This window comes from Saccharothrix texasensis, assembly GCF_003752005.1.
Classification (GTDB): domain Bacteria; phylum Actinomycetota; class Actinomycetes; order Mycobacteriales; family Pseudonocardiaceae; genus Actinosynnema; species Actinosynnema texasense.
The window spans coordinates 9,087,517-9,108,841 of sequence record NZ_RJKM01000001.1 but is presented as its reverse complement, the minus strand read 5'-3'; the positions used below and the strand labels follow the sequence as shown (position 1 = coordinate 9,108,841).

At 73.5% G+C, this 21,325-nt stretch carries 21 protein-coding genes; 13 read left to right on the top strand and 8 right to left on the bottom strand.

Annotation, left to right across the window (positions count from 1 at the left end; translation table 11 throughout):
- Nucleotides 1-17 precede the first annotated feature (17 nt).
- Both EDD40_RS40595 and EDD40_RS40590 read right to left on the bottom strand, forming a co-directional pair.
- Nucleotides 18-719 (bottom strand): response regulator, encoded by a 702-nt coding sequence (locus tag EDD40_RS40595; protein WP_123747581.1) that lies wholly within the window; start codon nt 717-719, stop codon nt 18-20.
- Nucleotides 716-1,933 (bottom strand): sensor histidine kinase, encoded by a 1,218-nt coding sequence (locus tag EDD40_RS40590; RefSeq protein ID WP_148089071.1) that lies wholly within the window; start codon nt 1,931-1,933, stop codon nt 716-718. Before EDD40_RS40590 ends, EDD40_RS40595 begins: the two co-directional genes overlap by 4 nt.
- A gap of 423 nt (nt 1,934-2,356) precedes the next feature.
- Here EDD40_RS40590 and EDD40_RS40585 point away from each other — a divergent pair, with 423 nt between their 5' ends.
- Genes EDD40_RS40585 through EDD40_RS40570 form a run of 4 tightly spaced genes read left to right on the top strand, consistent with a single transcriptional unit; the run spans nt 2,357 to nt 6,699 of the window.
- The gene (locus EDD40_RS40585) at nt 2,357-3,538 is read left to right on the top strand and encodes a 3-deoxy-7-phosphoheptulonate synthase (protein WP_281277842.1); all 1,182 of its coding nucleotides are present in this window, start codon (nt 2,357-2,359) and stop codon (nt 3,536-3,538) included.
- Between the two features lie 13 nt (nt 3,539-3,551).
- Nucleotides 3,552-4,550: an FkbO/Hyg5 family chorismatase gene (locus tag EDD40_RS40580; RefSeq protein WP_170185390.1), complete on the top strand. Its 999-nt coding sequence runs from the start codon at nt 3,552-3,554 to the stop codon at nt 4,548-4,550.
- A gap of 17 nt (nt 4,551-4,567) precedes the next feature.
- Nucleotides 4,568-6,184, top strand: coding sequence for a hypothetical protein (locus EDD40_RS42225; RefSeq protein WP_170185389.1), 1,617 nt, complete (start codon nt 4,568-4,570; stop codon nt 6,182-6,184).
- Nucleotides 6,185-6,213: 29 nt separating this feature from the next.
- A complete protein-coding gene (locus tag EDD40_RS40570; RefSeq protein WP_123747577.1) occupies nt 6,214-6,699 on the top strand; it encodes a DoxX family protein in 486 nt (161 codons plus the stop codon).
- A gap of 71 nt (nt 6,700-6,770) precedes the next feature.
- Here the strand turns inward: EDD40_RS40570 and EDD40_RS40565 are convergent, their stop codons facing one another.
- Both EDD40_RS40565 and EDD40_RS40560 read right to left on the bottom strand, forming a co-directional pair.
- Nucleotides 6,771-7,097 carry a DUF1540 domain-containing protein gene (locus EDD40_RS40565; protein WP_123747576.1) on the bottom strand — a complete coding sequence of 109 codons (327 nt, stop codon included), beginning with the start codon at nt 7,095-7,097 and terminating at the stop codon, nt 6,771-6,773.
- Between the two features lie 148 nt (nt 7,098-7,245).
- Nucleotides 7,246-8,898 carry a cellulose binding domain-containing protein gene (locus EDD40_RS40560; protein WP_123747575.1) on the bottom strand — a complete coding sequence of 551 codons (1,653 nt, stop codon included), beginning with the start codon at nt 8,896-8,898 and terminating at the stop codon, nt 7,246-7,248.
- Nucleotides 8,899-9,030: 132 nt separating this feature from the next.
- Between EDD40_RS40560 and EDD40_RS40555 the strand changes: the two genes are divergently transcribed.
- From EDD40_RS40555 to EDD40_RS40535, 5 genes are all read left to right on the top strand, one after another.
- On the top strand, nt 9,031-9,921 hold the full coding sequence (locus EDD40_RS40555; protein WP_123747574.1) for a sigma-70 family RNA polymerase sigma factor: 891 nt from the start codon (nt 9,031-9,033) through the stop codon (nt 9,919-9,921).
- A gap of 113 nt (nt 9,922-10,034) precedes the next feature.
- Complete coding sequence (locus EDD40_RS40550; protein WP_123747573.1) at nt 10,035-11,420, top strand: glycosyl hydrolase family 18 protein; 1,386 nt, start codon at nt 10,035-10,037, stop codon at nt 11,418-11,420.
- Between the two features lie 83 nt (nt 11,421-11,503).
- The gene (locus EDD40_RS40545) at nt 11,504-12,448 is read left to right on the top strand and encodes a DNA polymerase domain-containing protein (RefSeq protein ID WP_123747572.1); all 945 of its coding nucleotides are present in this window, start codon (nt 11,504-11,506) and stop codon (nt 12,446-12,448) included.
- 183 nt (nt 12,449-12,631) lie between these two features.
- Nucleotides 12,632-13,930 (top strand): M28 family metallopeptidase, encoded by a 1,299-nt coding sequence (locus EDD40_RS40540; RefSeq protein WP_123747571.1) that lies wholly within the window; start codon nt 12,632-12,634, stop codon nt 13,928-13,930.
- A gap of 150 nt (nt 13,931-14,080) precedes the next feature.
- Nucleotides 14,081-14,383, top strand: coding sequence for a hypothetical protein (locus EDD40_RS40535; RefSeq protein WP_123747570.1), 303 nt, complete (start codon nt 14,081-14,083; stop codon nt 14,381-14,383).
- A gap of 66 nt (nt 14,384-14,449) precedes the next feature.
- Here the strand turns inward: EDD40_RS40535 and EDD40_RS40530 are convergent, their stop codons facing one another.
- Nucleotides 14,450-15,163 carry a hypothetical protein gene (locus EDD40_RS40530; RefSeq protein WP_123747569.1) on the bottom strand — a complete coding sequence of 238 codons (714 nt, stop codon included), beginning with the start codon at nt 15,161-15,163 and terminating at the stop codon, nt 14,450-14,452.
- Between the two features lie 130 nt (nt 15,164-15,293).
- On the opposite strand from EDD40_RS40530, the gene EDD40_RS40525 reads away from it, so the two are divergent.
- The 4 genes from EDD40_RS40525 to EDD40_RS40510 are packed head-to-tail and all read left to right on the top strand — an operon-like array spanning nt 15,294 to nt 18,894.
- Complete coding sequence (locus EDD40_RS40525; protein WP_123747568.1) at nt 15,294-15,839, top strand: PadR family transcriptional regulator; 546 nt, start codon at nt 15,294-15,296, stop codon at nt 15,837-15,839.
- Nucleotides 15,836-17,851: an NADPH-dependent 2,4-dienoyl-CoA reductase gene (locus EDD40_RS40520; protein WP_123747567.1), complete on the top strand. Its 2,016-nt coding sequence runs from the start codon at nt 15,836-15,838 to the stop codon at nt 17,849-17,851. Before EDD40_RS40525 ends, EDD40_RS40520 begins: the two co-directional genes overlap by 4 nt.
- 15 nt (nt 17,852-17,866) lie before the next feature.
- On the top strand, nt 17,867-18,253 hold the full coding sequence (locus EDD40_RS40515) for a nuclear transport factor 2 family protein (RefSeq protein ID WP_123747566.1): 387 nt from the start codon (nt 17,867-17,869) through the stop codon (nt 18,251-18,253).
- Nucleotides 18,254-18,291: 38 nt separating this feature from the next.
- Entirely contained in the window at nt 18,292-18,894 is a 603-nt protein-coding gene (locus EDD40_RS40510) for an HD domain-containing protein (RefSeq protein ID WP_170185388.1), read from the top strand.
- 21 nt (nt 18,895-18,915) lie between these two features.
- Here the strand turns inward: EDD40_RS40510 and EDD40_RS40505 are convergent, their stop codons facing one another.
- The 3 genes from EDD40_RS40505 to EDD40_RS40495 form a co-directional block, all read right to left on the bottom strand.
- Nucleotides 18,916-19,212: a molybdopterin-binding protein gene (locus tag EDD40_RS40505; protein WP_123747565.1), complete on the bottom strand. Its 297-nt coding sequence runs from the start codon at nt 19,210-19,212 to the stop codon at nt 18,916-18,918.
- Nucleotides 19,182-19,700, bottom strand: coding sequence for a S8 family peptidase (locus EDD40_RS40500; RefSeq protein WP_246038254.1), 519 nt, complete (start codon nt 19,698-19,700; stop codon nt 19,182-19,184). The genes EDD40_RS40505 and EDD40_RS40500 overlap by 31 nt, the downstream gene beginning before the upstream one ends.
- A gap of 238 nt (nt 19,701-19,938) precedes the next feature.
- Nucleotides 19,939-21,321 (bottom strand): hypothetical protein, encoded by a 1,383-nt coding sequence (locus EDD40_RS40495; protein WP_211348365.1) that lies wholly within the window; start codon nt 21,319-21,321, stop codon nt 19,939-19,941.
- Nucleotides 21,322-21,325: the final 4 nt, after the last annotated feature.

Sequence of the window (21,325 nt, the reverse complement as noted above, 5' to 3'; positions counted from 1 at the left end):
CCGAACCACCGTAACGATCAAGACGGTCGTCCGGCCGGTGGTGGCGGGCCGCTGCCCGGCAGGACCAGCCCGCTCTGGTAGGCCGCCGCGATCGCCTGGGCGCGGTCACGCAGCCCGAGCTTCATCAGGATCCGCCCCAGGTGCGTCTTCACCGTCGCCTCGCCGACGACGAGGTGCGCGGCGATCTCCGGGTTCGACAAGCCGTGGGCCACGAGCACCAGCACCTCCCGCTCCCGCGCGGTCAGCTCACCCATCTCCGCCGACGTCGGCAGCTGGTGGCGCGGCCGGGCGGCGAACTCCCGGATCAGTCCTTTCGCGACGGTGGGGTCCAGCCACGCCTCGCCGGACGCCACCGTGCGCACCGCGTCGACCAGTTCCCGCGGCACCGCGTCCTTGAGCAGGAACCCGGTCGCACCGGCCCGCAACGCCGCGTACACCGCTTCGTCCACGTGGTAGGTCGTCAGGATGATGATCTTGGTGGCGTGGTCGCCGCCCGCCGGGTCGGCGGCGATGATCCGCCGCGTCGCCTCGACGCCGTCGACGCCGGGCATCCGCACGTCCATCAGCACCACGTCCGGGTGCAGCTCCGCGGCCCGCGCCACCGCGCCCTCGCCCTCGTCGGCCTCGGCCACCACCTCGATGTCCGGCTCGGCGTCGAGCAGCATCGCCAGGCCCGCCCGCACCAACGGCTGGTCGTCCACCAGCACCACCCGGATCACCGGTGTTCCCGCACGGGCTCGCCGGCCACCGGGCCGGCGACCGGCAGCACGGCCGTCACCCGGAACCCGCCGGCCCACCCCGGTTCGGCCGTCAGCCGCCCGCCCACGATCGCCAGCCGCTCCACCAGCCCGGCCAGGCCGTGGTTCGTGGACAGGGCCTGCTCCGGCCGCCTGCCCCGGCCGTCGTCGGCGACCTCCACGGTCAGCTCGTCCTCCTCCCACCGCAGCCGCACGTCCACCTCCGCGCCCGGCCCGACGTGCTTGGTCACGTTGGTCAACGCCTCCTGCACCACCCGGTACGCGGCGAGGTCGACGCTGGCGGCCAGCCGGCGCGGCTCGCCCTCCACCCGCGTGTGCACCCGCACCCCCGCGGCGGCGACCGTGGCGACCAGGTGCTCGATGTCGGCCAGCCCGGGCTGCGGCCGGCCGGTTACCCCGTCGCCCGACTCGTCGTCGTCGCTCAGCCGCAACGCCGTCAGCATCCGCCGCAGCTCGCCCATCGCCTGCTCGCCCGCCTCCTCGATGTGGCCCAACGCGTGCCCGACCCGGACCGGGTCGCTGTCGAGCACCCGCCGCGCGCCCGCCGCCTGCAGCACCATCACGGTCACCGAGTGCGCCACGATGTCGTGCAGTTCGCGCGCGATGCGGGTGCGCTCCCCCAGCACCGCCTCGTGCGCCTCCACCCGGCGGCGGAACTCGAGGTCCTGGGCGTGCTGCCGGCTCAGCCGCGCCCACCGCCCGCCGGCCCACACGCACCCGTACACGAGCAGGTAGAACGCCAGCGTGACGTAGGTGGCGGCCATCCGCGCCTCGGGCGGTCGGGACGCGGCCTGCCACAGCCCGGCCAGCACGGCGAGCACCGAGCACGCGAGCAGCGCGCCGGCCGACGCCTTCGCCTCCCGGTGCAGGGCGACGGCGAACAGCGCCAGCGACGGGATCGCGGTGGGCTGGAACTCCAGCTCGCTCAGCGGCGTGACGAGCACCGCCCACACCCAGACGATGCCGAACACCAGCACCGGTCGCCTTCGCCGCGCCGACAGCGCCGCGAAGGCGACCGCGACCAGGGCGACGAACAACCACGGCCCCGGGCCCCCGGGCGGGCGGTTGCTGACGTCGGAGAACAGGAAGACGTCCACCACGGTGGCCGCGGCCGCCAGGGCGACGTCGACCGCCGTGTCGCGGGACAACCGCGGTGGCCGTCCCCCGCGGTCCATCAGACCGAGTCCGTCGGGCAGGTCGCACGCGCCGGCCGCGCACCGGTGGGCGGGGCGGGCCACGCGGGTGAAGCGGTCCGGCACGGTGTCGGGAGGGCGCGGCCCGCGGCCGCGGGCGCCACGCCCGGCTCGACCGGGCGCACGGTGGAACCGGACACTATGTCCTCCCCTGGTCACGCGATCCCGTGTTCGGCGGGCAGGTATTTCCAGGCACGCCGAGAACAATGGGATCACCCCCTCCCGGAACTATCGTCCCCCCTGCGTCGGAGCTTGACGGTCCCCCACCGGGTTTACCTCGATCGGGCGATGCAGCACGGGAAAGCGCACACCGCGAATCCACCCGGGGACAGACGAAATGGTCCACCCCGTTTCCGCATGATTGCCGTCGAAACCAGCAGCCGATCCAGATCAACGGAGTCGCGAGTGACCACCGAGCCAGTTCCGCGCAGCCACACCGGGGTGTTGTCCGAATGGGAGACGGCGCGCTGGAAATCGCTGCCCGCCGCCCAGCAGCCGTCGTGGTCGGACCGCCGCGCGCGGTCGTTCCGGGCGCGGCTGGCCACCTCGGCCGGGCTGGTGACGCCCGCCGAGGTGGCGGCGCTGCGCGCGGAGCTGGCCGGGGTGGCGGCCGGTCGGCGGCTCGTCGTGCAGGCCGGTGACTGCGCGGAGCCGTTCGCCGAGTGCGGTCCGCGCCACGTGACGCCCAAGGCGTCGCTGATCGACCGACTGGCCAGGGCCCTCGGCGGCGACGGGCGGCCCGCGCTGCGGGTCGGCCGGATGGCCGGGCAGTTCGCCAAGCCGCGGTCGCGGCCGACCGAGGTGGTCGACGGGGTGGAGCTGCCGGTGTACCGGGGCGACCTGGTCAACGCGCCGCAGGCGGACGGGTGGGCCCGGCGGGCGGACCCGGCCCGGCTCGTCGCCGGCTACCACGCGGCGCGGACGGCGACGGAGCTGCTGCGGCGCCACCACCCGTCGACGTGGACCAGCCACGAGGCGCTGGTGCTCGACTACGAGCTGCCGCTGGTGCGCCGGGACGAGGAGGGCGTCCCGCTGCTCACCTCGACGCACTGGCCGTGGATCGGCGACCGCACCCGGGACGTCGACGGCGCGCACGTGCGGCTGCTGGCGTCGGTGGCGAACCCGGTGGCCTGCAAGGTCGGTCCCGGGCTGCGGCGCGACGGGCTGCTGGCGCTGTGCGAGCGGCTGGACCCGGAGCGCGAGCCGGGGCGGTTGACGCTGATCGCCCGCATGGGCGCGGACGCGGTGTCCGAGCTGCTGCCGCCGCTGGTGGCCGCGGTCCGCGCGGCCGGCCACCCGGTGATCTGGCTGTGCGACCCGTTGCACGGCAACACGGTCACCGGTCCCGGCGGCCGCAAGACACGACTGGTCGACACGGTCGTCCGCGAGGTCGCCGCGTTCCGGGCGGTCGCGCACGCCGCCGGCGGGGTGGCCGGCGGACTGCACCTGGAGACCACGCCGGAGCAGGTCGCGGAGTGCGGTTGGGACGACTTCCCGACCGGCTCGTACGAGAGCCTCTGCGACCCCCGGCTCAATCCCGGACAGGCGCTCGCCGTGGTCGCGGCGTGGCGTTCGGTCCGACTCTGAGGGGAGAGAACCATTGCGTGGCAATGTCATCGTGACGCCGCCGTGCACGTTCCGGACGGCGGAGGACTTCGCCGTCCTGGCGGGCGACACCGTGTTGGGCGCCGTCCGCCACTCGACCGCGGGCGGTCCGCCGCGGTGGGAGCACGGCCTGCCGGTCCTCCCGCTGCACATGGTGCGGCCGGGTGGGCCCGAGGTCGTGGAGGTCTGGCACACCGAGGGCGGCGTGATCCGGACCGGCGAGCACAAGGGGCTGCTCTACGCGCACGACGGCGAGGTGCTGTTCTGCGCCGGGTGGATCGGGCCGTCGGCGGACTGCGAGGAGGCGACGCGCCAGGCGTACGTCGCCGCCTTCGAAGTCGTCGAGGACCTGGGCTACCCGAACGTGTACCGCATGTGGAACATGCTTGACGGCATCACCGGGCCCAGCGCGCGCGGGACCGAGGTGTACCGGGACTTCTGCGTCGGCCGGGGCAGGGCGTTCGACCGGTTCGGGCACCCCATGCCCGCGTCGACCGGCATCGGCTCGCTGGGCGACGGCGTCGCGTTCTACTTCCTGGCGCACCGGTCGCACGCGGCCGTGCACCTGGAGAACCCGTTGCAGGTGCCCGCGCACGAGTACCCCGAGCAGTACGGGCCGAGGCCGCCGAGCTTCGCGCGGGCCACGTACCTGAAGCCGGAGCGCGGTCGGGGCTCGCTGTACGTGTCCGGCACCGCGAGCATCCTCGACCACGCCACCGTGGCGCCCGGCGACGTGGCGCGCCAGGTCCAAGTGACGCTGGCCAACATCGCCGCCCTCATCGGCGCGGACAACCTCACCGGGCACGGGATCGACGGCGGCTACCGCCTCGAGGACCTGCGCGCGATCAAGGTCTACGTCAAGCGCCCCGAGGACGTGCCGATCGTGACGCGGCTGTGCCGCGACGAGTTCTCCCGGCGCGCCGACATCGCGGTGTTCACCGTCGACGTCTGCCGCCCGGACCTGCTGGTGGAGATCGAAGGGATGACACCGTGAACCGAGAGGGAGCACCCATGCCGAGCACGTCCGTCCTGGCCGAACCGGCCGCCGTCCGCATCCTGGTGGTGACCGACGGGACGGCGAGCTTCGACCGCGCCGACTTCGGCCTGGCCACGCTCGTGGACGTGCTGTCGACGCCGCCCGGGCCGTGGGTCCGGTTCGAGGTGACGCGGGCGCACCGCGAGGAGAACCTGCCGGCGTTGTCCGCGGACATCGCGGGGTTCCGGTTCGACGGGCACGACCTGGGCCGGTACGACCAGGTCTGGCTGTTCGGGGTGGCCCGCGCGCCCCGGCCGCCGTTGGACCAGACCGAGCTGCGGGCGTTGGCGGAGTTCATGGACGGCGGCGGCGGCGTGTTCGCCACCGGCGACCACGAGGACCTGGGCGTGTCCATGTGCGGCGACCTGCCGCGCGTGCGGAGCATGCGCAAGTGGCACTGGCCGGAGTCCGGCCCCCTCGGCGAACCGGTCGCGCCGTCGATCGACGGGCCCGACCGCAACGACACGCTGTCGGAGGGCCACGACCCGCTGTTCGAGCTCAACGACCAGTCCGACGACGTCCCGCAGGTCATCACGCCGCGGATGTACGCGACGTCGGACTCGCCGAAGTGGGCGCACCAGGGCTACCCGCACCCGCTGCTGTCCGGGCCGCGCGGCACGATCCGCGTGCTGCCGGACCACCCGCACGAGGGCGAGTGCTACGTGCCGGACGACCTGACCAGGTCGTTCACCTTCGACGGGTACGAGACGACCGAGTACCCGGCGGGCCTCGCGCCGGAGGTCGTGGCGTGGTCGACGCTCAACGCCCGGGCCGCGGACCGCGACCCGCGCAAGGGGCGGCTGGACGCGGGCACGTTCGGCGCGATCGGCGCGTACGACGGGCACCAGGTCGGCGTGGGCCGGGTGACGGTGGACGCCACCTGGCACCACTTCTTCAACATCAACCTGGTCGGCGACCCGACCGTGCCGAACGACCCGGTCAAGAGCGTCGGGTTCGCCGCCTCCGAGTCGGGCCGCGCCGCGTACGAGGACATCAAGGCGTACTTCCGCAACATCGCGGTGTGGTTGTCGCGCCCCGCCACCCAGGAGGCCATGTGGTGGCGCGCGGTGTGGGCGACGCGCTGGCACCACCAGGTGGCGATGGACCTGCGGCCGGCGCTGATGAGCACGCCGGAGGACTTGGACCTGGCGGAGCTGCTGCGGATCGGCGTGGACGCCCGGCAGGTGCTGACGGCCACCGTCACCAGGGCGGACGCGTTGCAGTGGGCCGGTCGGTACGGGGTGGGCGCGGTCGACGCGGGCCTGTGGGAGACGGTCCGGCCGCAGCTGGACCCGTGGCAGCCGCGATCGGGTGACGAGGAGGCGGGGCACCTGCCGAACCTGGTGATGTCGCTGCTGCCGGAGCTGGTGCTGGACGCGGTGCTCGGCGCGGTCGTGTACGCGGTGGCCGCGGCGTTCCCGGAGCCGACGCGGGAGGCCCGCGACCGGGCGGCGGGCGTGGACTGGTCCGCGACCGTGCGCCCGCACCTGGACCAGGCGCTGGACGTGGTCGCCGAGCAGGTCCGGCGGACCGACGCGCGGCTGCGGTCGCTGGGCGACACGCTCACCGCGGGCCGCCGGTCCGGCGCCTGATCAGAACGACGACGAGGGGGGAACGGCGGATGACCGAGGAGCTGACCGATGTTCCGAAGACCGACCGCGCGCGGCCCGCGCGCCCGACGGTGCTCGACGCGGCGTCACGCGCGGTGGACGGGCTGCTCGACCGGAGCGTTCCGCTGCTGCGGATCGCCCTGGGCGTGGTGTTCCTGTGGTTCGGGGCGTTGAAGGTCGCGGGCGCGTCCCCGGTGCGCGACCTGGTCGCCGGCACCGTGCCGTTCCTGCCCGCGTCCTGGTTCGTGCCGGCCGTCGGCGTGGTCGAGGTGCTGGCCGGGACCGCGCTGATCCTGGCGGTCCGGGTGCGGCTGGTCGCGGCGCTGACGGCGCTGCACCTGCTCGGCACGTTCCTGGTGCTGGTGGTGCAGCCCGCGTCGGCGTTCCGCGACGGCAACCCGCTGCTGCTCGACGTCACCGGTGAGTTCGTGGTGAAGAACCTGGTGCTGCTGGCCGCCTCGCTCGTGGTCGCACGGCACCACCGCCGACGGCGCTGAGACGCCGTCCCGCCCGCCGGTCGGTCAGCTCTGAGGGGTGCTGACCGGCCGGCGGCGGTCGTGCGCGGCCCTCAGGACACCGTCGGGCTCGCCGCGCCCGTCGCCCTGGTGTAGGTGAGGCAGTTGGCGGCGTGGTCGCCCTGACCGGGGCCGACCCGCACACCGGACGCGGTGCACTCCAGGTCGGAGTTGTGGACGCAGTCGGTGCGCGAGCAGGCGCCCACCTGCGCGACGACCTTCGACAGGCCGCCCTTCCGGGCGAGGGGGATGAACGTTCCGCAGTCGGCCGCGCCGTTGGCACCGTTCACGGTGATCGCGAAAGCGTGACAACCGTCGTGGTTGTAGGAACAACCCGTGACGGTGCACGAGTTGACGGCCGGCATTTCCGTGGTGGTCATGACCGCTCCTCTGGGCTGCACTTCTCTTTACCGGGACGGTGCCACCGACCACCCGGCGCCGCAACACGAAAACATTGAGGGGAGCCTAACCTAAAGGCCCGCGCGATCATTGGAAACGGTGTCGGCAAATGCGTTTCCGGCCGCCCCCTCACGGGGTCACCGGGATGTTCGTGAGGCCGTTCACCGCCCCCGTCGCGGTGTTCGACGCGTGCACCACGTTCGGCGTGCCGGCGCACTTCGACGTCGAGGTGATCCGGATCGCGTACTGGCCGACGCCGCCGAGGTCGGAGCGGTTGTCCCGCCACACGGTGCCGCACCCGTTGGGGAACGACGGCGTGGTCGCCGGGTTGTGCGTCTCGTAGCCGTTGGCGAACGCGCCCGGCGCGGCGAACGTGCCGGTGTTGCCCTCGATCGTGTAGCCGACGCCCTTCACGTCGACCCACGAGTCGGCCGAGTTCTGGCCCGAGATCCCCGTCCCGTCGAACGTGTTGCCCCGGATCACCCCGTCGAACGTGCCTTCCTTGACGTCCACGTGCTCGGCCGCGACACCCGGCCCGATGCGATTGACCAGCACCTGCACCCGGTCGCTGCGATCCACGCCGCCGGAATTGCCGTGGCAGGCCCAGTTCGAATTGGCCGACCCGAGGTAGACGGCCTCGCCGTAGCCGGGCTGCGCCAGTCCCGTGTGGCTGATCGCGGAATCGCGCAGCACGCCGTCCGCCGACGACCGCCGGAAGTGCACGGCCTCCTCGTCCACGTGGTGCACCTGCACGTGGTCGATCACGGTGTGGTGCGAGTTGTCGACGACGATGCCCTTCTTCGACTCCCGCACGGTGAACCCGACCAGGTTCCAGTGCGGCGCGTCGTGCAGCCACAGCCCGTACCCGGGATCCCAGCCCGGCGTCGGCGTCGGGCAGCTCGGCGCGGACCCCGACGGGCCGTCGTTGACCAGCACCGCGTCCGCCGGGCCGGTGAGCGTGACGGGAGCGGCGGCCGTGCCCGGCCGGGTGATCACGAACGCACCCCGGTACACGCCGGCGGCCATCCGGATCGCCTGCCCCGGCACGGCGGCGGCCAGCGCCGCCTGGAGCTGCGCCGCCGTGGCGACGTCCACCGCGGACCCGCCCGCGCCGGTGGTGACGGCGACCTCGGCGCTCGCGCCGGAGACGTTGCCCGCCGCGTCACGCGCCCGCACGGTGAACGCGTAGGCGGTGCTCGGCAGCAGGCCGCCGACGGTCACCGCGGTGGACGCCGCCGACGCCACCGCGGTCGAGCCGCGCAGCACCTGGTAGTCGGCGACGCCCACGTCGTCGCTCGACGCGCCCCACGCCAACGACACCGAGGTCGCCGTCACGCCCGTCACCCGCGGACCCGCGGGCGCGGTGGGGGCCGACGTGTCGGGAACCGGACCGCCGCCCTCGCACGGCACGCCGGCCACCGTGCAGCCGGTCGGCAGCCCGAGGCCGGAGACGGTGAACCCGAAGCTCACCGTGCCGCCGGGGCTGACGCGGCCGTTGAACCCCGCGTTCGCGAACCGGTAGTGCTGCCCGTCGCGGGTGAGCGCGGAACTCCACGCGTTGGCCACCGACGACCCCGGCGGCAGGTCGAACTCCACCACCCAGCCGCTGCTCTCCACGTCGCCGGCGTTGGCCACCACGACCTGCCCGCCGTACCCCGTGCTCCACACCGACGACCGGCTGAACGCGGCCGACAGCTCCGCACCGACCGCCCCCGCCGGACCGGCCGGCACTCCCACCAGGAAGGCGAGCACGACGCCCACCGCCACCAGGCGCTTACCCATGCGACAGCTCTCCTCGATCTCCGGCGGCGGCCGTGAGTCGACCTCTGGTTACCACGTCGGCGGCGGCCGGTCGAGCCCGTCACCTTTCACCGCTCCCGTTCGTCTACCGGGCAGACGACCGGGAGGGGACCGATGCGCGACGACTTGGCGGACCGATTCGAGGCGCACCGCGGCCACCTGCGCGCGGTCGCCCACCGGATGCTGGGCTCCCTGCCCGAGGCCGAGGACGCCGTCCAGGAGACCTGGCTGCGGCTGGGCCGGGTCGACGCCGACGGGATCGACGACCTCGCCGCCTGGCTGCGGACCGTCGTCTCCCGCGTCTGCCTGGACGTGCTCCGCCACCGCCGCTCCCGCCGCGAGGACGTCGTCGACCGGGTGCCCGACCGGCCCGCCGACGACGACCCCGAGACCGAGGCGGTGCTGGCCGACTCGGTCGGACGGGCGCTGCTCGTCGTCCTCGACGCGCTCGCACCCGCCGAACGCGTCGCGTTCGTCCTGCACGACACCTTCGCCGTGCCGTTCGAGCGGATCGCGCCGATCGTCGGCCGCAGCCCGGCCACCACCAAGAAGCTCGCCAGCCGCGCCCGGCACAAGGTCCGCGCCGCCACCGGCCTCCCCGGCGCCGAGCCCACCCGCCACCGCCACGTCGTGGAGGCGTTCCTCACCGCCGCGCGCGCCGGCGACTTCGACGCGCTGCTCGCCGTGCTCGACCCCGACGTCGTCCGCCGCGCCGACCCCGGCGCCCTGCCACCCGGCGCGGCGACCGAGGTCCGCGGCGCGCACGCGGTCGCCGCCGAGACCGTCCTGCTGGCCGCCAACGCGCGCCACGCCGAACCGGCCCTGGTGGACGGACGCGTCGGCATCGTCGTCGCACCGGCCGGCCGGCTCCGGCTCGTGCTCACCGTCACCGTCCGGGACGACCGGATCGCCGCCTACGACGTCATCGCCGACCCCTCCCGCCTGCGACAACTCGCGATCGTCAGACCACCCGACTTTTATCGTGACTTGAATCAAGTGCGCTAGTAAGGTCGGCCCCGGCTGCCAGACCTTTCCCCGACCGCGTCCACGACCGTGCGGCTCCCCCGCCGCCCGCACGCGAACGACGCCATGGGCACCCCTGTGAAAGGACCACGTCCATGCAGTCCCCTGCACCATCACGGCGCACCACCCGGTGGGGCGCCGCGGGCCTCGCCCTCGCCACGGTCGCGGCCGGCCTCGCGGTGGCCGTCGCCACCGCGCCCGCGGCCCAGGCCACCGTCCTGCCCAACGGCTTCAAGAGCGTCGGCTACCTGCCGTCGTGGGCCGGCAGCGTCAACGCCGTCCAGTACACCAAGCTCACCCACATCAACTACGCGTTCGCCCTGCCCAACGCCAACGGCACCCTCCAGGCCATCCCCGACCCGGGCAAGCTCTCGTCCCTGGTCACCCTGGCGCACAACAACGGCGTGCGCGTCTCCCTCGCCATCGGCGGCTGGAACGACGGCAACGACTCGGCGTTCGAAGCCCTGGCCGCCAACGCCTCCAGCCGCACCACGTTCGTCAACGCCGTCGTCGGCGCGGTCAACCAGTACAACCTCGACGGCGTCGACATCGACTGGGAGTACCCCGACCCCGGCGCGTCGGCCAACAACTTCACCGCCCTCATGGGACAGCTCAGCACCGCCATGCACAGCCGGGGCAAGCTCCTCACCGCCGCGGTCGTGTCCGGCGGCGGCACCGCGGAAGGCGTCCAGACCGCCGTGTTCGGCCAGGTCGACTGGCTCAACATCATGGCCTACGACGGCGGCAGCCCGCACGCCAACTACGACTGGTCCATCGGCACGGTCAACTACTGGAAGTCACGCGGCCTGCCCGCCGCCAAGGCCGTGCTCGGCGTGCCGTTCTACAGCCGGCCGAACTACTACACCTACGCGCAGCTGGTCGCCATGGACCCGGCCAACGCCAACCGCGACTGCGTCACCGTCAGCGGCGTGCAGCAGTGCTACAACGGCGTGCCCACGATCAAGCGCAAGACCCAGTGGGCCACGGCCAACGCGGGCGGCGTGATGAACTGGGAGCTGTCGCAGGACACCACCGGCAGCACCTCCCTGCTCAGCGCCATCTACGACACCGTCATGGGCGGCACCACCCCGCCCGGCCGCACCGGTCCCATCACCGGCATCGCCGGCAAGTGCGTCGACGTGGCCAGTGCGTCCTCCGCCAACGGCACCGCGATCCAGCTCTGGACGTGCAACGGCACGACCGCGCAGAGCTGGACCGTCTCCGGTGACGGTTCGCTGCGCGCCCTGGGCAAGTGCCTGGACGTGGCGGGCGCCGCCACCGCCAACGGCACCGTCGTCCAGCTCTGGGACTGCAACGGCACGGGCGCGCAGAAGTGGCAGGCCGCCTCCGACGGCACGCTGCGCAACCCGGCCTCGGGCCGCTGCCTCGACGCCACCGGCCCCAGCTCGGCCGACGGCACCCGACTCCAGATCTGGGACTGCTTCGCGGCCTCCAACCAGGTCTGGCGGCTCCCCGCCTGATCGGACACGGACACGGCCCGCTCCCCGGTGGGGCGGGCCGTGTCCCGCTTGCCTGCGGCACGGTCAACCGCAAGGGTGGTGCGATGGGTGAAGAGCGGGACGGCGTGGCGCTGACCAACCTCGACCAGCCGTTGTTCGACGGCGCCGACGCGACCAAGGGCGACCTCGTCGACTACCTCGACGCGGTGCGCGACCGGATCATCCCGGCCCTGGCCGGGCGACCGCTGTCGGTGGTGCGGGTGCGACCGGGCCAGGAGCCGTTCACCCAGAAGAACCTGCCGAAGTACACGCCGTCGTGGATGCGGACCGTGACGCTGTGGGCGGAGACGTCCAAGCGGGAGATCCGGTACGCGCTGTGCGAGGACCGGCGCACGCTGCTGTGGTTCGCCAACCAGCGCGCGGTGGAGTACCACGTCACGCTGGCGCCAGCCGGCGCGTTCGAGCGGCCCGACTACCTGGTGCTCGACCTCGACCCGCCGGAGGGGGCGGGCTTCGACGTGGTCGTGGCGGCGGCCGGACTCGTGCGGCGGGCGCTGGCCGAGGACGGGCTGTCCGGCCTGGTGAAGACCAGCGGGTCCAAGGGCGTGCACGTGTTCGTGCCCGTGACGGGCGTCGACCACGACGTGGCCGCCGCGACCCGGGCGTTGGCGGCGCGGGCCGAGCGGCTGGACCCGGAGCTGGCGACCACCGCGTTCATCAAGGACGACCGGGGCGGGCGCGTGTTCCTCGACTCGACGCGGGCCTACGGCTCGACCGTGGCCGCCGCGTACAGCCCCCGGATCCGGCCGGGAGCCACCGTGTCCTTCCCCGTGGACTGGGACGACCTCGGCTCCGTGACGCCCGCCGACTTCACCGTGAAGACCGCGCCCGCGCTGCTCGGCGACGGCGACCCGTGGCACTCGCGGATGCCCGCGCCGCAGCAGCTCCCGGACGACCTCGTCGCCGAAGGCCACACCATCCCGGTGGCCCGCGTCCAGGCGATGCACGAGGGCAAGCGGCGAGCTCGCGCTCAACGCGCCCAGCAGTAGCCCTCGGGCTCCCGTGCCGCGCGCCCCGGACCCCGATGACTGAATTCTGTCCGCACTGAAGCAATCGAGGTTACAGAACTACCTGGTCTGCGTCCGAACGTGCCACGACGAAAGGCGCTGGCGCGGGGATGGCACAGCCCGCACGCTCGTGCGTGGCTTTCCCTACACCCTGCGGAGGCAGCCGTGTCCCTGAGAAGGACGACCCCGTTGGCGAGCGCGCTGGTGCTCGCCGCCGCCCTGTCGAGCCCGTCCGCCGCCACCGCGGCCCCGGTGAGCGGGCTGGCCGTGCCGGACATCCCGGTGGCCAACGTCCAAGCGCATCTGAACGACCTGCAGGCCATCGCCACCAACAACGGCGGCAACCGGGCGCACGGCAGGCCCGGCTACCTGGCGTCGGTCAACCACGTCAAGGCGAAGCTCGACGCCGCCGGGTACCAGACGTCCGTGCAGCAGTTCACCAGCAGCGGCGCGACCGGGTACAACCTGATCGCGGACTGGCCGGGCGGCAACCCGGACGACGTGCTGATGCTCGGCGGCCACCTGGACAGCGTGAGCGCCGGTCCGGGCATCAACGACAACGGCACCGGCTCGGCGGGCCTGCTCGAGGTCGCCCTGACCGTGGCCCGGGAAGGCCTCGCGCCGACCAAGCACCTCCGGTTCGGCTGGTGGGGCGCGGAGGAGCTGGGCCTGGTCGGCTCCACGTACTACGTGAACAACCTGCCGACGACCGAGCGGTCGAGGATCAAGGCGTACCTGAACTTCGACATGATCGGCTCGCCGAACCCCGGCTACTTCGTCTACAGCGCCTCCGGCCAGCCGACCGGGTCGTTGCTGCTGCAGCAGACGCTGCAGGCGGCGTTCAGCGTGCCGACCGAGCTGACGTCGGTCGGCGGCCGGTCCGACCACGCGGCGTTCGCCAGGGCGGGCATCCCGGTCGGCGGCACGTTCACCGGCGCCGAGGTCACCAAGACCGCCGCGCAGGCCCAGAAGTGGGGCGGCACGGCGGGCGTCGCCTTCGACCGCTGCTACCACCGCTCGTGCGACACGATCGGCAACGTCGACGTGACCGCGCTGGACCGCAACAGCGACGCCATCGCCTACACCCTGTGGACGCTGGCCGGTTCCGGCGGCAACCCGCCCGGACCGCGGTTCGAGAACCCCGCGGACGTGACCATCCCCGACCTGACCACGGTCGAGAGCCCGATCACCGTGTCCGGGGTCGCGGGCAACGCGCCGTTGGCGCTGGCGGTGGGCGTGGACATCACCCACACCTACCGGGGCGACCTGGTGATCGACCTCGTCGCGCCGGACGGCTCGGCGTACCGGGTGAAGACGTCGAGCAACGACAGCGCGAACGACCTCGTGACGACGTACACGGTGAACGCGTCCGCCGAGGTCGCCAACGGCACGTGGAAGCTGCGCGTGCAGGACGTCGCGTCCGCCGACACCGGCCGGCTCAACGGCTGGTCCCTGCAGTTCTAGTCGCCGGCACGCCGGGCGGCGGCGCGGCACCCCGCGCTGCGCCGCCGCCGGGTACGGTGGATCCGGCACGTCGACGTCGGAGGTGATCACGGTGCACCCGGTCCCATGACAGCCCCATCCCGGGGCGTCACGGAGCCGAAAGGTGACCGTATGAGCAGGACCGACAAGACCCGGCCCTGGTGGGTGCGGCTGGCCGAGGCGCCGATGGTGACCTGCGTGCCGGTCCACGACCACCGGTCGGGGGTGTGCACGCTGCCGGAGGCGGTCACCGCCGACAACGCGGCGCCGACCCGCCGCGCGGCCGGGTGCCACTGGGGCGGCACGGCGCGCCACCCGATCTGGCGTGACACCAAGGGCAGCCACCGGGAGTGGCGCCGGATGCGCCGGGAGGACCGGCGTCGCGACCGCCACCGGGCACGCCGCGAGCTGCGGACCGGGCACGGCGAGGAGTGAGTCGTGGAGGGCCGGCCGGTGTCGGCCCTCGCCCGCCCGGCCCTCGCCTGCCCGGCCCTCGTCGGTTCAGGGCAGGCGAGGCAGGTAGGCGGCCACCTCGGCGATCGCGTCGAGGGAGTCGTGGTCGAACTGCCCACCGAGCGCGTTCTCGGCCTCCGCGATCGTGACGGCCGCGCCGTCGCGGTCGCTGCCGTAGCGCAACCCGGTGAAGGTGATCTCGCCCAGGTCCAGCAGCGGTCCGCCCAGCGGGGTGATGTCGCCGCTGCCCTGCACGTCCACGACGTCGAGGAACCGGCGCGCGTCACCGGCGCTCGACGTGCCGACCCACGCCACCGAGACCGCCGCGGTGTTGCCCGCCTCGTCGGCCACCGCGAACAGCACCCGCTCCACGTAGGTGCAGCGGTGGGTGGTGAAGAACTCGCGGACCCGGCCGAACGAGACCGCGAGGCACTCGGCCTGCTGCTTGACCGTCCGCTTGACCTGCCGCAGGCCCATGCGCCGCCACGCGCCTTCCGGCCCCTCGTTCCGCGCGGCCTCGCGCCCCTCGCCCTTGCGCGCCCGCAGCTGCCCCGGGGAGCCGCCCAGCCGCACGGAGCCGACACCGACCTGGGAAGCCCCCGCCTCCGCCACCGCGCCCGCTCCGGCGCCCACCGTGCCGACGCCCCCACCGGCGGCGAAGACGCCCAGTGCGACCACCCCGGCCACGACCGGCCCCGCACCGCGTTTGCCCCTGATCGGCCTGACCCGCCCTTGCGGGTCGGTGAAGAACCCGTCCGCCATGTTCCACCCCTCGAGTACTGGGCCGAACGGCCCAATCGACGATGGCGCGGAGGATAGCGACCGGGACCGACAACCACACACCTATGCAACTAGTTGCACTGCACCTTGTTGCACAGCTACGGTCACCGCCATGGCGTTGGAACACGCGATCCTCGTGTCGCTGGACGAGCGCTCGGGCTCGGGCTACGAGCTGGCCCAGCGGTTCGAGAAGTCCATCGGCTTCTTCTGGGCCGCCACCCACCAGCAGATCTACCGCACGCTCAAGCGCATGGTGGAGCTGGGCTGGGTGTCGTGCGCCGAGGTCGCCCAGGAAGGCCGCCCGGACAAGAAGGTGTACGAGGTCGCCGACGCCGGCCGCGCGGAGCTCGCCCGCTGGCTGGCCTCGCCCGGCGAGCCGGAGACGATCCGGCACGAGCTGTCGGTCAAGGTCCGCGGCGCGTCGGCGGGCGACGCGACGGCGTTGGTCGGCGAGGTCGCCCGGCACCGCGACCTGCACGCCGAGCGCCTCGACGTCTACCTCGCCATCGAGAAGAAGGACTTCCCGGACCCGTCGGCCCTGTCCGGTCGGCGGCTGCACCAGTACCTGGTCCTGCGCGGCGGTGTCCGGGCCGAGCGGGCGCTGGTCGAGTGGTGCGACGAGGTGCTGGCCGCGATGCGAGAGGACGACCGGCGATGACCGCCTACCCCACCCTGCTCAAGCCCCTGGACCTGGGCTTCACGACCCTGCGCAACCGGGTCCTCATGGGCTCCATGCACACCGGCAACGAGGACCGCGCCAAGGACTTCGACGCGCTGGCCGCCTACTTCGCCGAACGGGCGCGCGGCGGCGTCGGCCTCATCGTCACCGGCGGCTTCTCCCCCAACCGGGCGGGCTCGCTCTACCCGTTCGCCTCCAAACTCACCACGCACCGCGAGGCGCGCGACCACCGCGTCATCACGCAGGCCGTGCACGAGCACGACGGCAAGATCGCCCTCCAGCTGCTGCACGCCGGCCGGTACGCCTACCACCCGTTCAGCGTGTCCGCGTCCGCCCTCAAGGCCCCGATCGCCAAGTTCCGCCCGCGGGCGCTGTCCGACCGGGGCGTGCGGGCGCAGGTCGACGCGTTCGCCCGGGCCACCGCGCTGGCCCGGGAGGCGGGCTACGACGGCATCGAGATCATGGGCTCCGAGGGCTACTTCATCAACCAGTTCCTCGCGCCGCGCACGAACAAGCGCACCGACCGCTGGGGCGGCAGCGCGGAGAACCGGCGGCGCGTCGCGGTCGAGGTCGTGCGCCGCTGCCGGGAGGCGGCGGGTCCGGACTTCGTCATCGTCTACCGGCTGTCGATGATCGACCTGGTCGAGGACGGCCAGACGTGGGACGAGGTGGTCGCCCTCGGCCAGGAGGTCGAGGCGGCCGGCGCGACGATCATCAACACCGGCATCGGCTGGCACGAGGCGCGGGTGCCGACCATCGTCACGTCCGTGCCGCGCGCGGCGTTCACGAACGTCACCGCCAAGCTGCGCCCGCACGTCGGCATCCCAGTGGTCACGTCGAACCGGATCAACATGCCGGAGGTCGCCGAGGAGGTGCTGGCGCGCGGCGACGCGGACATGGTGTCGATGGCCCGACCGTTCCTGGCCGACCCGGACTGGGTGCGCAAGGCCGAGACCGGCCGCGCCGACGAGATCAACACGTGCATCGCGTGCAACCAGGCGTGCCTGGACCACACGTTCTCGTTGAAGAAGGCGACCTGCATGGTCAACCCGCGGGCGGGCAACGAGACCACGCTCCGGCTGCTGCCGACCCGCCGCGTCAAGCGGGTCGCGGTGGTCGGCGCGGGTCCGGCGGGGCTCGCGGCGGCGACCGCGCTGGCCGAGCGGGGGCACGAGGTCGAGCTGTTCGAGGCCGACGACGACATCGGCGGCCAGTTCGCGATCGCCCGCCGCATCCCGGGCAAGGAGGAGTTCGCCGAGACGATCCGCTACTTCCGGCGGCGCGTCGAGCTGACCGGGGTGACGCTGCACCTCGGCGCGAAGGTCACCGCCGACGACGTGGCCGGGTTCGACGAGGTCGTCGTCGCCACCGGCGTCGCGCCGCGACTGCCCGCCATCCCGGGCGTCGAACGCGCCCTGTCCTACGTGGACGTCGTCCGCCACGGCGCGCCGGTCGGCGATCGGGTCGCGGTGATCGGCGCGGGCGGGATCGGGGTGGACGTGGCCGAGTTCCTGACCCACGCCTCCTCCCCCGCCCTGGACGTGGCCGAGTGGCGTGCCGAGTGGGGTGTCACCGACCCCGAGCTGGTGCGCGGCGGTGTCACCGCGCCGAAGCCCGCCGAGCCCGCGCGCCAGGTGTACCTCCTGCAGCGCAAGGCGTCCCGGATCGGCAAGGGCCTCGGCAAGACCACGGGCTGGGTGCACCGGGCGGCGCTGGCGGCCAAGGGCGTCGAGCAGCTGACCGGGGTGAACTACGAGCGGATCGACGACGCCGGCCTGCACATCACGTTCGGGCCCAAGCGCGAACGGCCGCAGGTGCTGGACGTGGACACGGTCGTCGTGTGCGCGGGCCAGGAACCCGTGCGCGACCTCGTGGACGCGCTCACCGGGCGCGGTGTCGTCACGCACGTCATCGGCGGCGCGGACGTCGCCGCCGAGCTCGACGCCAAACGCGCCATCGACCAGGGCACGCGGCTCGCGGCCACGATCTGACCAGGAGGCACACGGATGAACGCGGCACTGCGGTTCAAGGCGGCGGTCGAGGCGGGCGACATCGTCGGCGCGACCGAATTCTTCAGCGACGACATCACGCTGCACAGCCCGGTGAAGTTCCGGCCGTTCGAGGGGATCGACACCGTGCGCGCCCTGTTCGGCGTGCTCCAGCGGACGTTCGAGGACTTCCGGTACGTCGGCCAGTACGACGGCCCGACCGGCCACGTCCTGCACTTCCGCACGGTGGTGAACGGCAAGCAGGTCGAGGGCATCGACCTGATCGAACTGGACGAGGACGGCCGGATCGGCACGTTCACCGTGATGATCCGGCCCCAGTCGGCGGTGACCGCGGTCGGCGAGGCCATCTGGGCGGGCCTGGTCGCCGACGGCGTCGTGTCGTAGCGACCCCGGCGGGCGCACCTGCTCGTAGGCTGCACGACGTGGACTTCATCTTCACCCGGCCCGACTCGAAGGCCGCCGCCGCCGCGCTCGAGGTCTGCCACGAGTACGCCGAGCCGTGGCTGCTGAACCACTCGTTGCGGGCCTACTCGCTGGCCGCCGCGCACGCGGCCGTGGTGGACATCGCCCACGACGGCGAGCTGCTGTACGTCGCCGCGCTGCTGCACGACCTCGCGCTCACCCCGCCGTTCGACAGCCACACGCTGCCGTTCGAGGAGGCCGGCGCGCACGTGGCGTGGGTGTTCGCGGCCGGCGCCGGGTGGGGGCGGGTGCGGCGGGACCGGCTGGCGGAGGTCATCGTGCGGCACATGCGCGCCGACGTGCCCGCCGACGAGGACCCGGAGAGCCACCTGCTGCAGGTCGCGGTCGGCGCCGACGTGTCGGGACGCGGGCTGGACCGGTTCGCCGAACGGGTCAAGGACGACGTCGTGACCCGCTACCCGCGGCTCGGGTTCGTCGACGCGTTCCTGGACCGGGCCGAGGCGCAGGCCGAGCGCAAACCGCGCTGCGCCGCCGCCGAGCTGATGCGCGACGGCTGGGCGGAGCGGGTGGCGGGCAACCCGCTGGACGCGCCCGGCCGGTGACCGGGCGCGTCCAGGGGCCGGTCACCTCAACCCGTAGGCCCGGATGATCGTCTGGTCGACCGCGTTGCCCGCGGCGTCGCGCGCCCGGGCCTTGAGCGAGACGAACTTCGCGCCGGCCGGGTGGACGACCGCCGCGAGCCACCGCTGACCGACCTTGACCAGCGGCGCGGGCCGCCACGTCGTGCCGTCGTCGAACGACACCTGCACGGCGGGCTTGGCCACGCCCCGGGCCCCGGTCTCGACGGCCGCGGCCACGTCGACCCGACCCGCGCCCTGCTCGTGCACGGTCAGGTCGGGGTTGGGCTTCGCGCTCGCCATTCGGACTCGTAGCCGCCGCCGTGGTCGTCGAGCACCTTGCCGTTGAGCACCGCGCTGTCCGGCGCCACGCCCTGGTAGCGGCCGGAGCCGGTGATGGTGGCGGCGACGTGCGTGCCGTGGCCGACGTGGTCGTCCGCGTCGGGGCTGTCGGTGAAGTCGCGCGACTCCACGACGGCCCCCACGAGGTCCGGGTGGGTCGGGTCGACGCCCGTGTCCAGGACGGCGACCTTCGCGCCCGCGCCGGTGTGCCCGGACTGCCAGGCCCGCGGCGCGCCGATGCCGGGCAGCGGCTCACCGGCCACGACCGGGCCGGTCGACGTCACGATCAGCGGCGTGACGCGGGTCGAGCGGTCGTCGTAGCCGGCCCGGATCAGGGCGGTGACGTCGAACAGCCGATCGTCCAGCACCCCGGACCGCACGTCGCCCAGCACGTCGGTCGGCAGCACGTGCAGGTCGCCGTGCTCGTCCAGGCGTTGCGCGAACCGCACGTCGGCACGTCCGGGACCGGGGCGCACGCGGTTCGGCGGCCCGCTGCGGCGTCCCGGCGGCGGCCGGGATGGCCGCGGCGACCATCATGACCGCCGCGAACAGCCCCGACGGGAGTGGTGCCCTGGTCCTGCGGGACATGTGAGCTCCCCCCACCGCGGCGGTGCCTCGCCGACCACCACCGCCCTCAGTGATCAGGACACCTCGGAGAGCCACCGCGTTGCTTCGGGGAGGCGCGACCTAGGGAGCGATACCCACTTGGCCCAGTCGCCCCCACAGCCATTCCTGCCGGGCCGTCATCGCCGGCCACCGGGTGCCGCCGGGACGCGGGCGCACCTGCGCCGAGTAGGGCGCGGGCCGGTAGGCGGGGTCGAAGAAGCAGCCCGTGCCGTACCGCGCGTCGGCGGCCGGGCAGTCGGCGGCGATCGACGCGGGCGTGGGCTTGCGGCCGGTGCTCTCCCACGTCACGAGCGCCCGCAACGCGGTGGCGTACTCGGCGTCGCTGAGCGCGCTGTGCTCGTCCTCCGAGGTGAACGCCTGCACGAGGTTCCCCTCCGTGCCCGCGCCGACCCGGCTCGCCCGGTACGCCGTCTCGTGCTCCACGAACGCCGTGGGGTCGCCGATCGCGTGCACGGTGATCACCGGGATCGACACCGCGCCGGTCGGGTCGCTGTCGTAGGACAGGTCCCGCGCGGCCGACGGCGTGGCGCTGAACCGCTCGACGCCCGCGTTCAACGCCTCGTCGTCGTGCGAACCGGTGTACCGCACTCCCCTGTTGCCGAACGGGTTCCGCCCGCCGAGCCGGTGGTGCACGATGTCGCGGAACGTGAACGTGGCGAAGGTGAGGTGCGACGCGAGCGCGCTCTCGGGGACCTTGGTGACGGCGAGGATGTCGTCCAGGTTGCGCTGTTGCAGCGCGCTGCGCTCGGCGGGCGGCGACTGGTGGCCCGTGCACTCCTGGAGCCGGGCGCGCAGCCCCGCGCCGGTCATCGTCGAGTCGGCGCGCAGCCCCATCCACAACGGGTACTGCGGTTCGTCCCGGCGCGGGTGGTTGCCGCAGTAGTACTGGTAGACCACGCGCAGGTCGACGCGGTAGTCGTAGCCGCGCGACCCGCCCGCGAGCACGCCGCTGGTGAGCAGCGCGGCGTCGTAGGAGTCGTAGATCTCGATGGTCTTGGCGGCCACGTTCCCGCCCCACGACTGGCCGTGCAGGAACGTCTTGCGCGGCCGGCCGAACCGCTGCCCGAACGCCTTCCGCGCGTTCTCGGTGTCCTCGGCGCCCATCCGGGTGCCGTAGCCGCCGCGCCGGTAGGACGAGCCCGCCAGCGCGAAACCCTCGCGCACCACCACCGCCCAGCGGTCCAGGTCCTCGGCGGGGCGCTCCGCGGTCGGCGCGCCCAGGTCGGGGCCGCCGTGCGCGTGCACGACCAGCGAGCCGTTCCAGTCCGCCGGGATCGCGAACGCGTGGAACGCGCCGTTGGCGTCCTGCCCGCCGTAACAGGTCGCGTCCGCCGGCAGCCGTGCGGGACACGGGATCCGGCCGGTGTCGGCGGACGCGGGCGCGGTGGCGAGCACCGCGGTCATCGTCACGGCGAGCGCCGCGCTCAAGCCGGAGCGGTTCACGGAC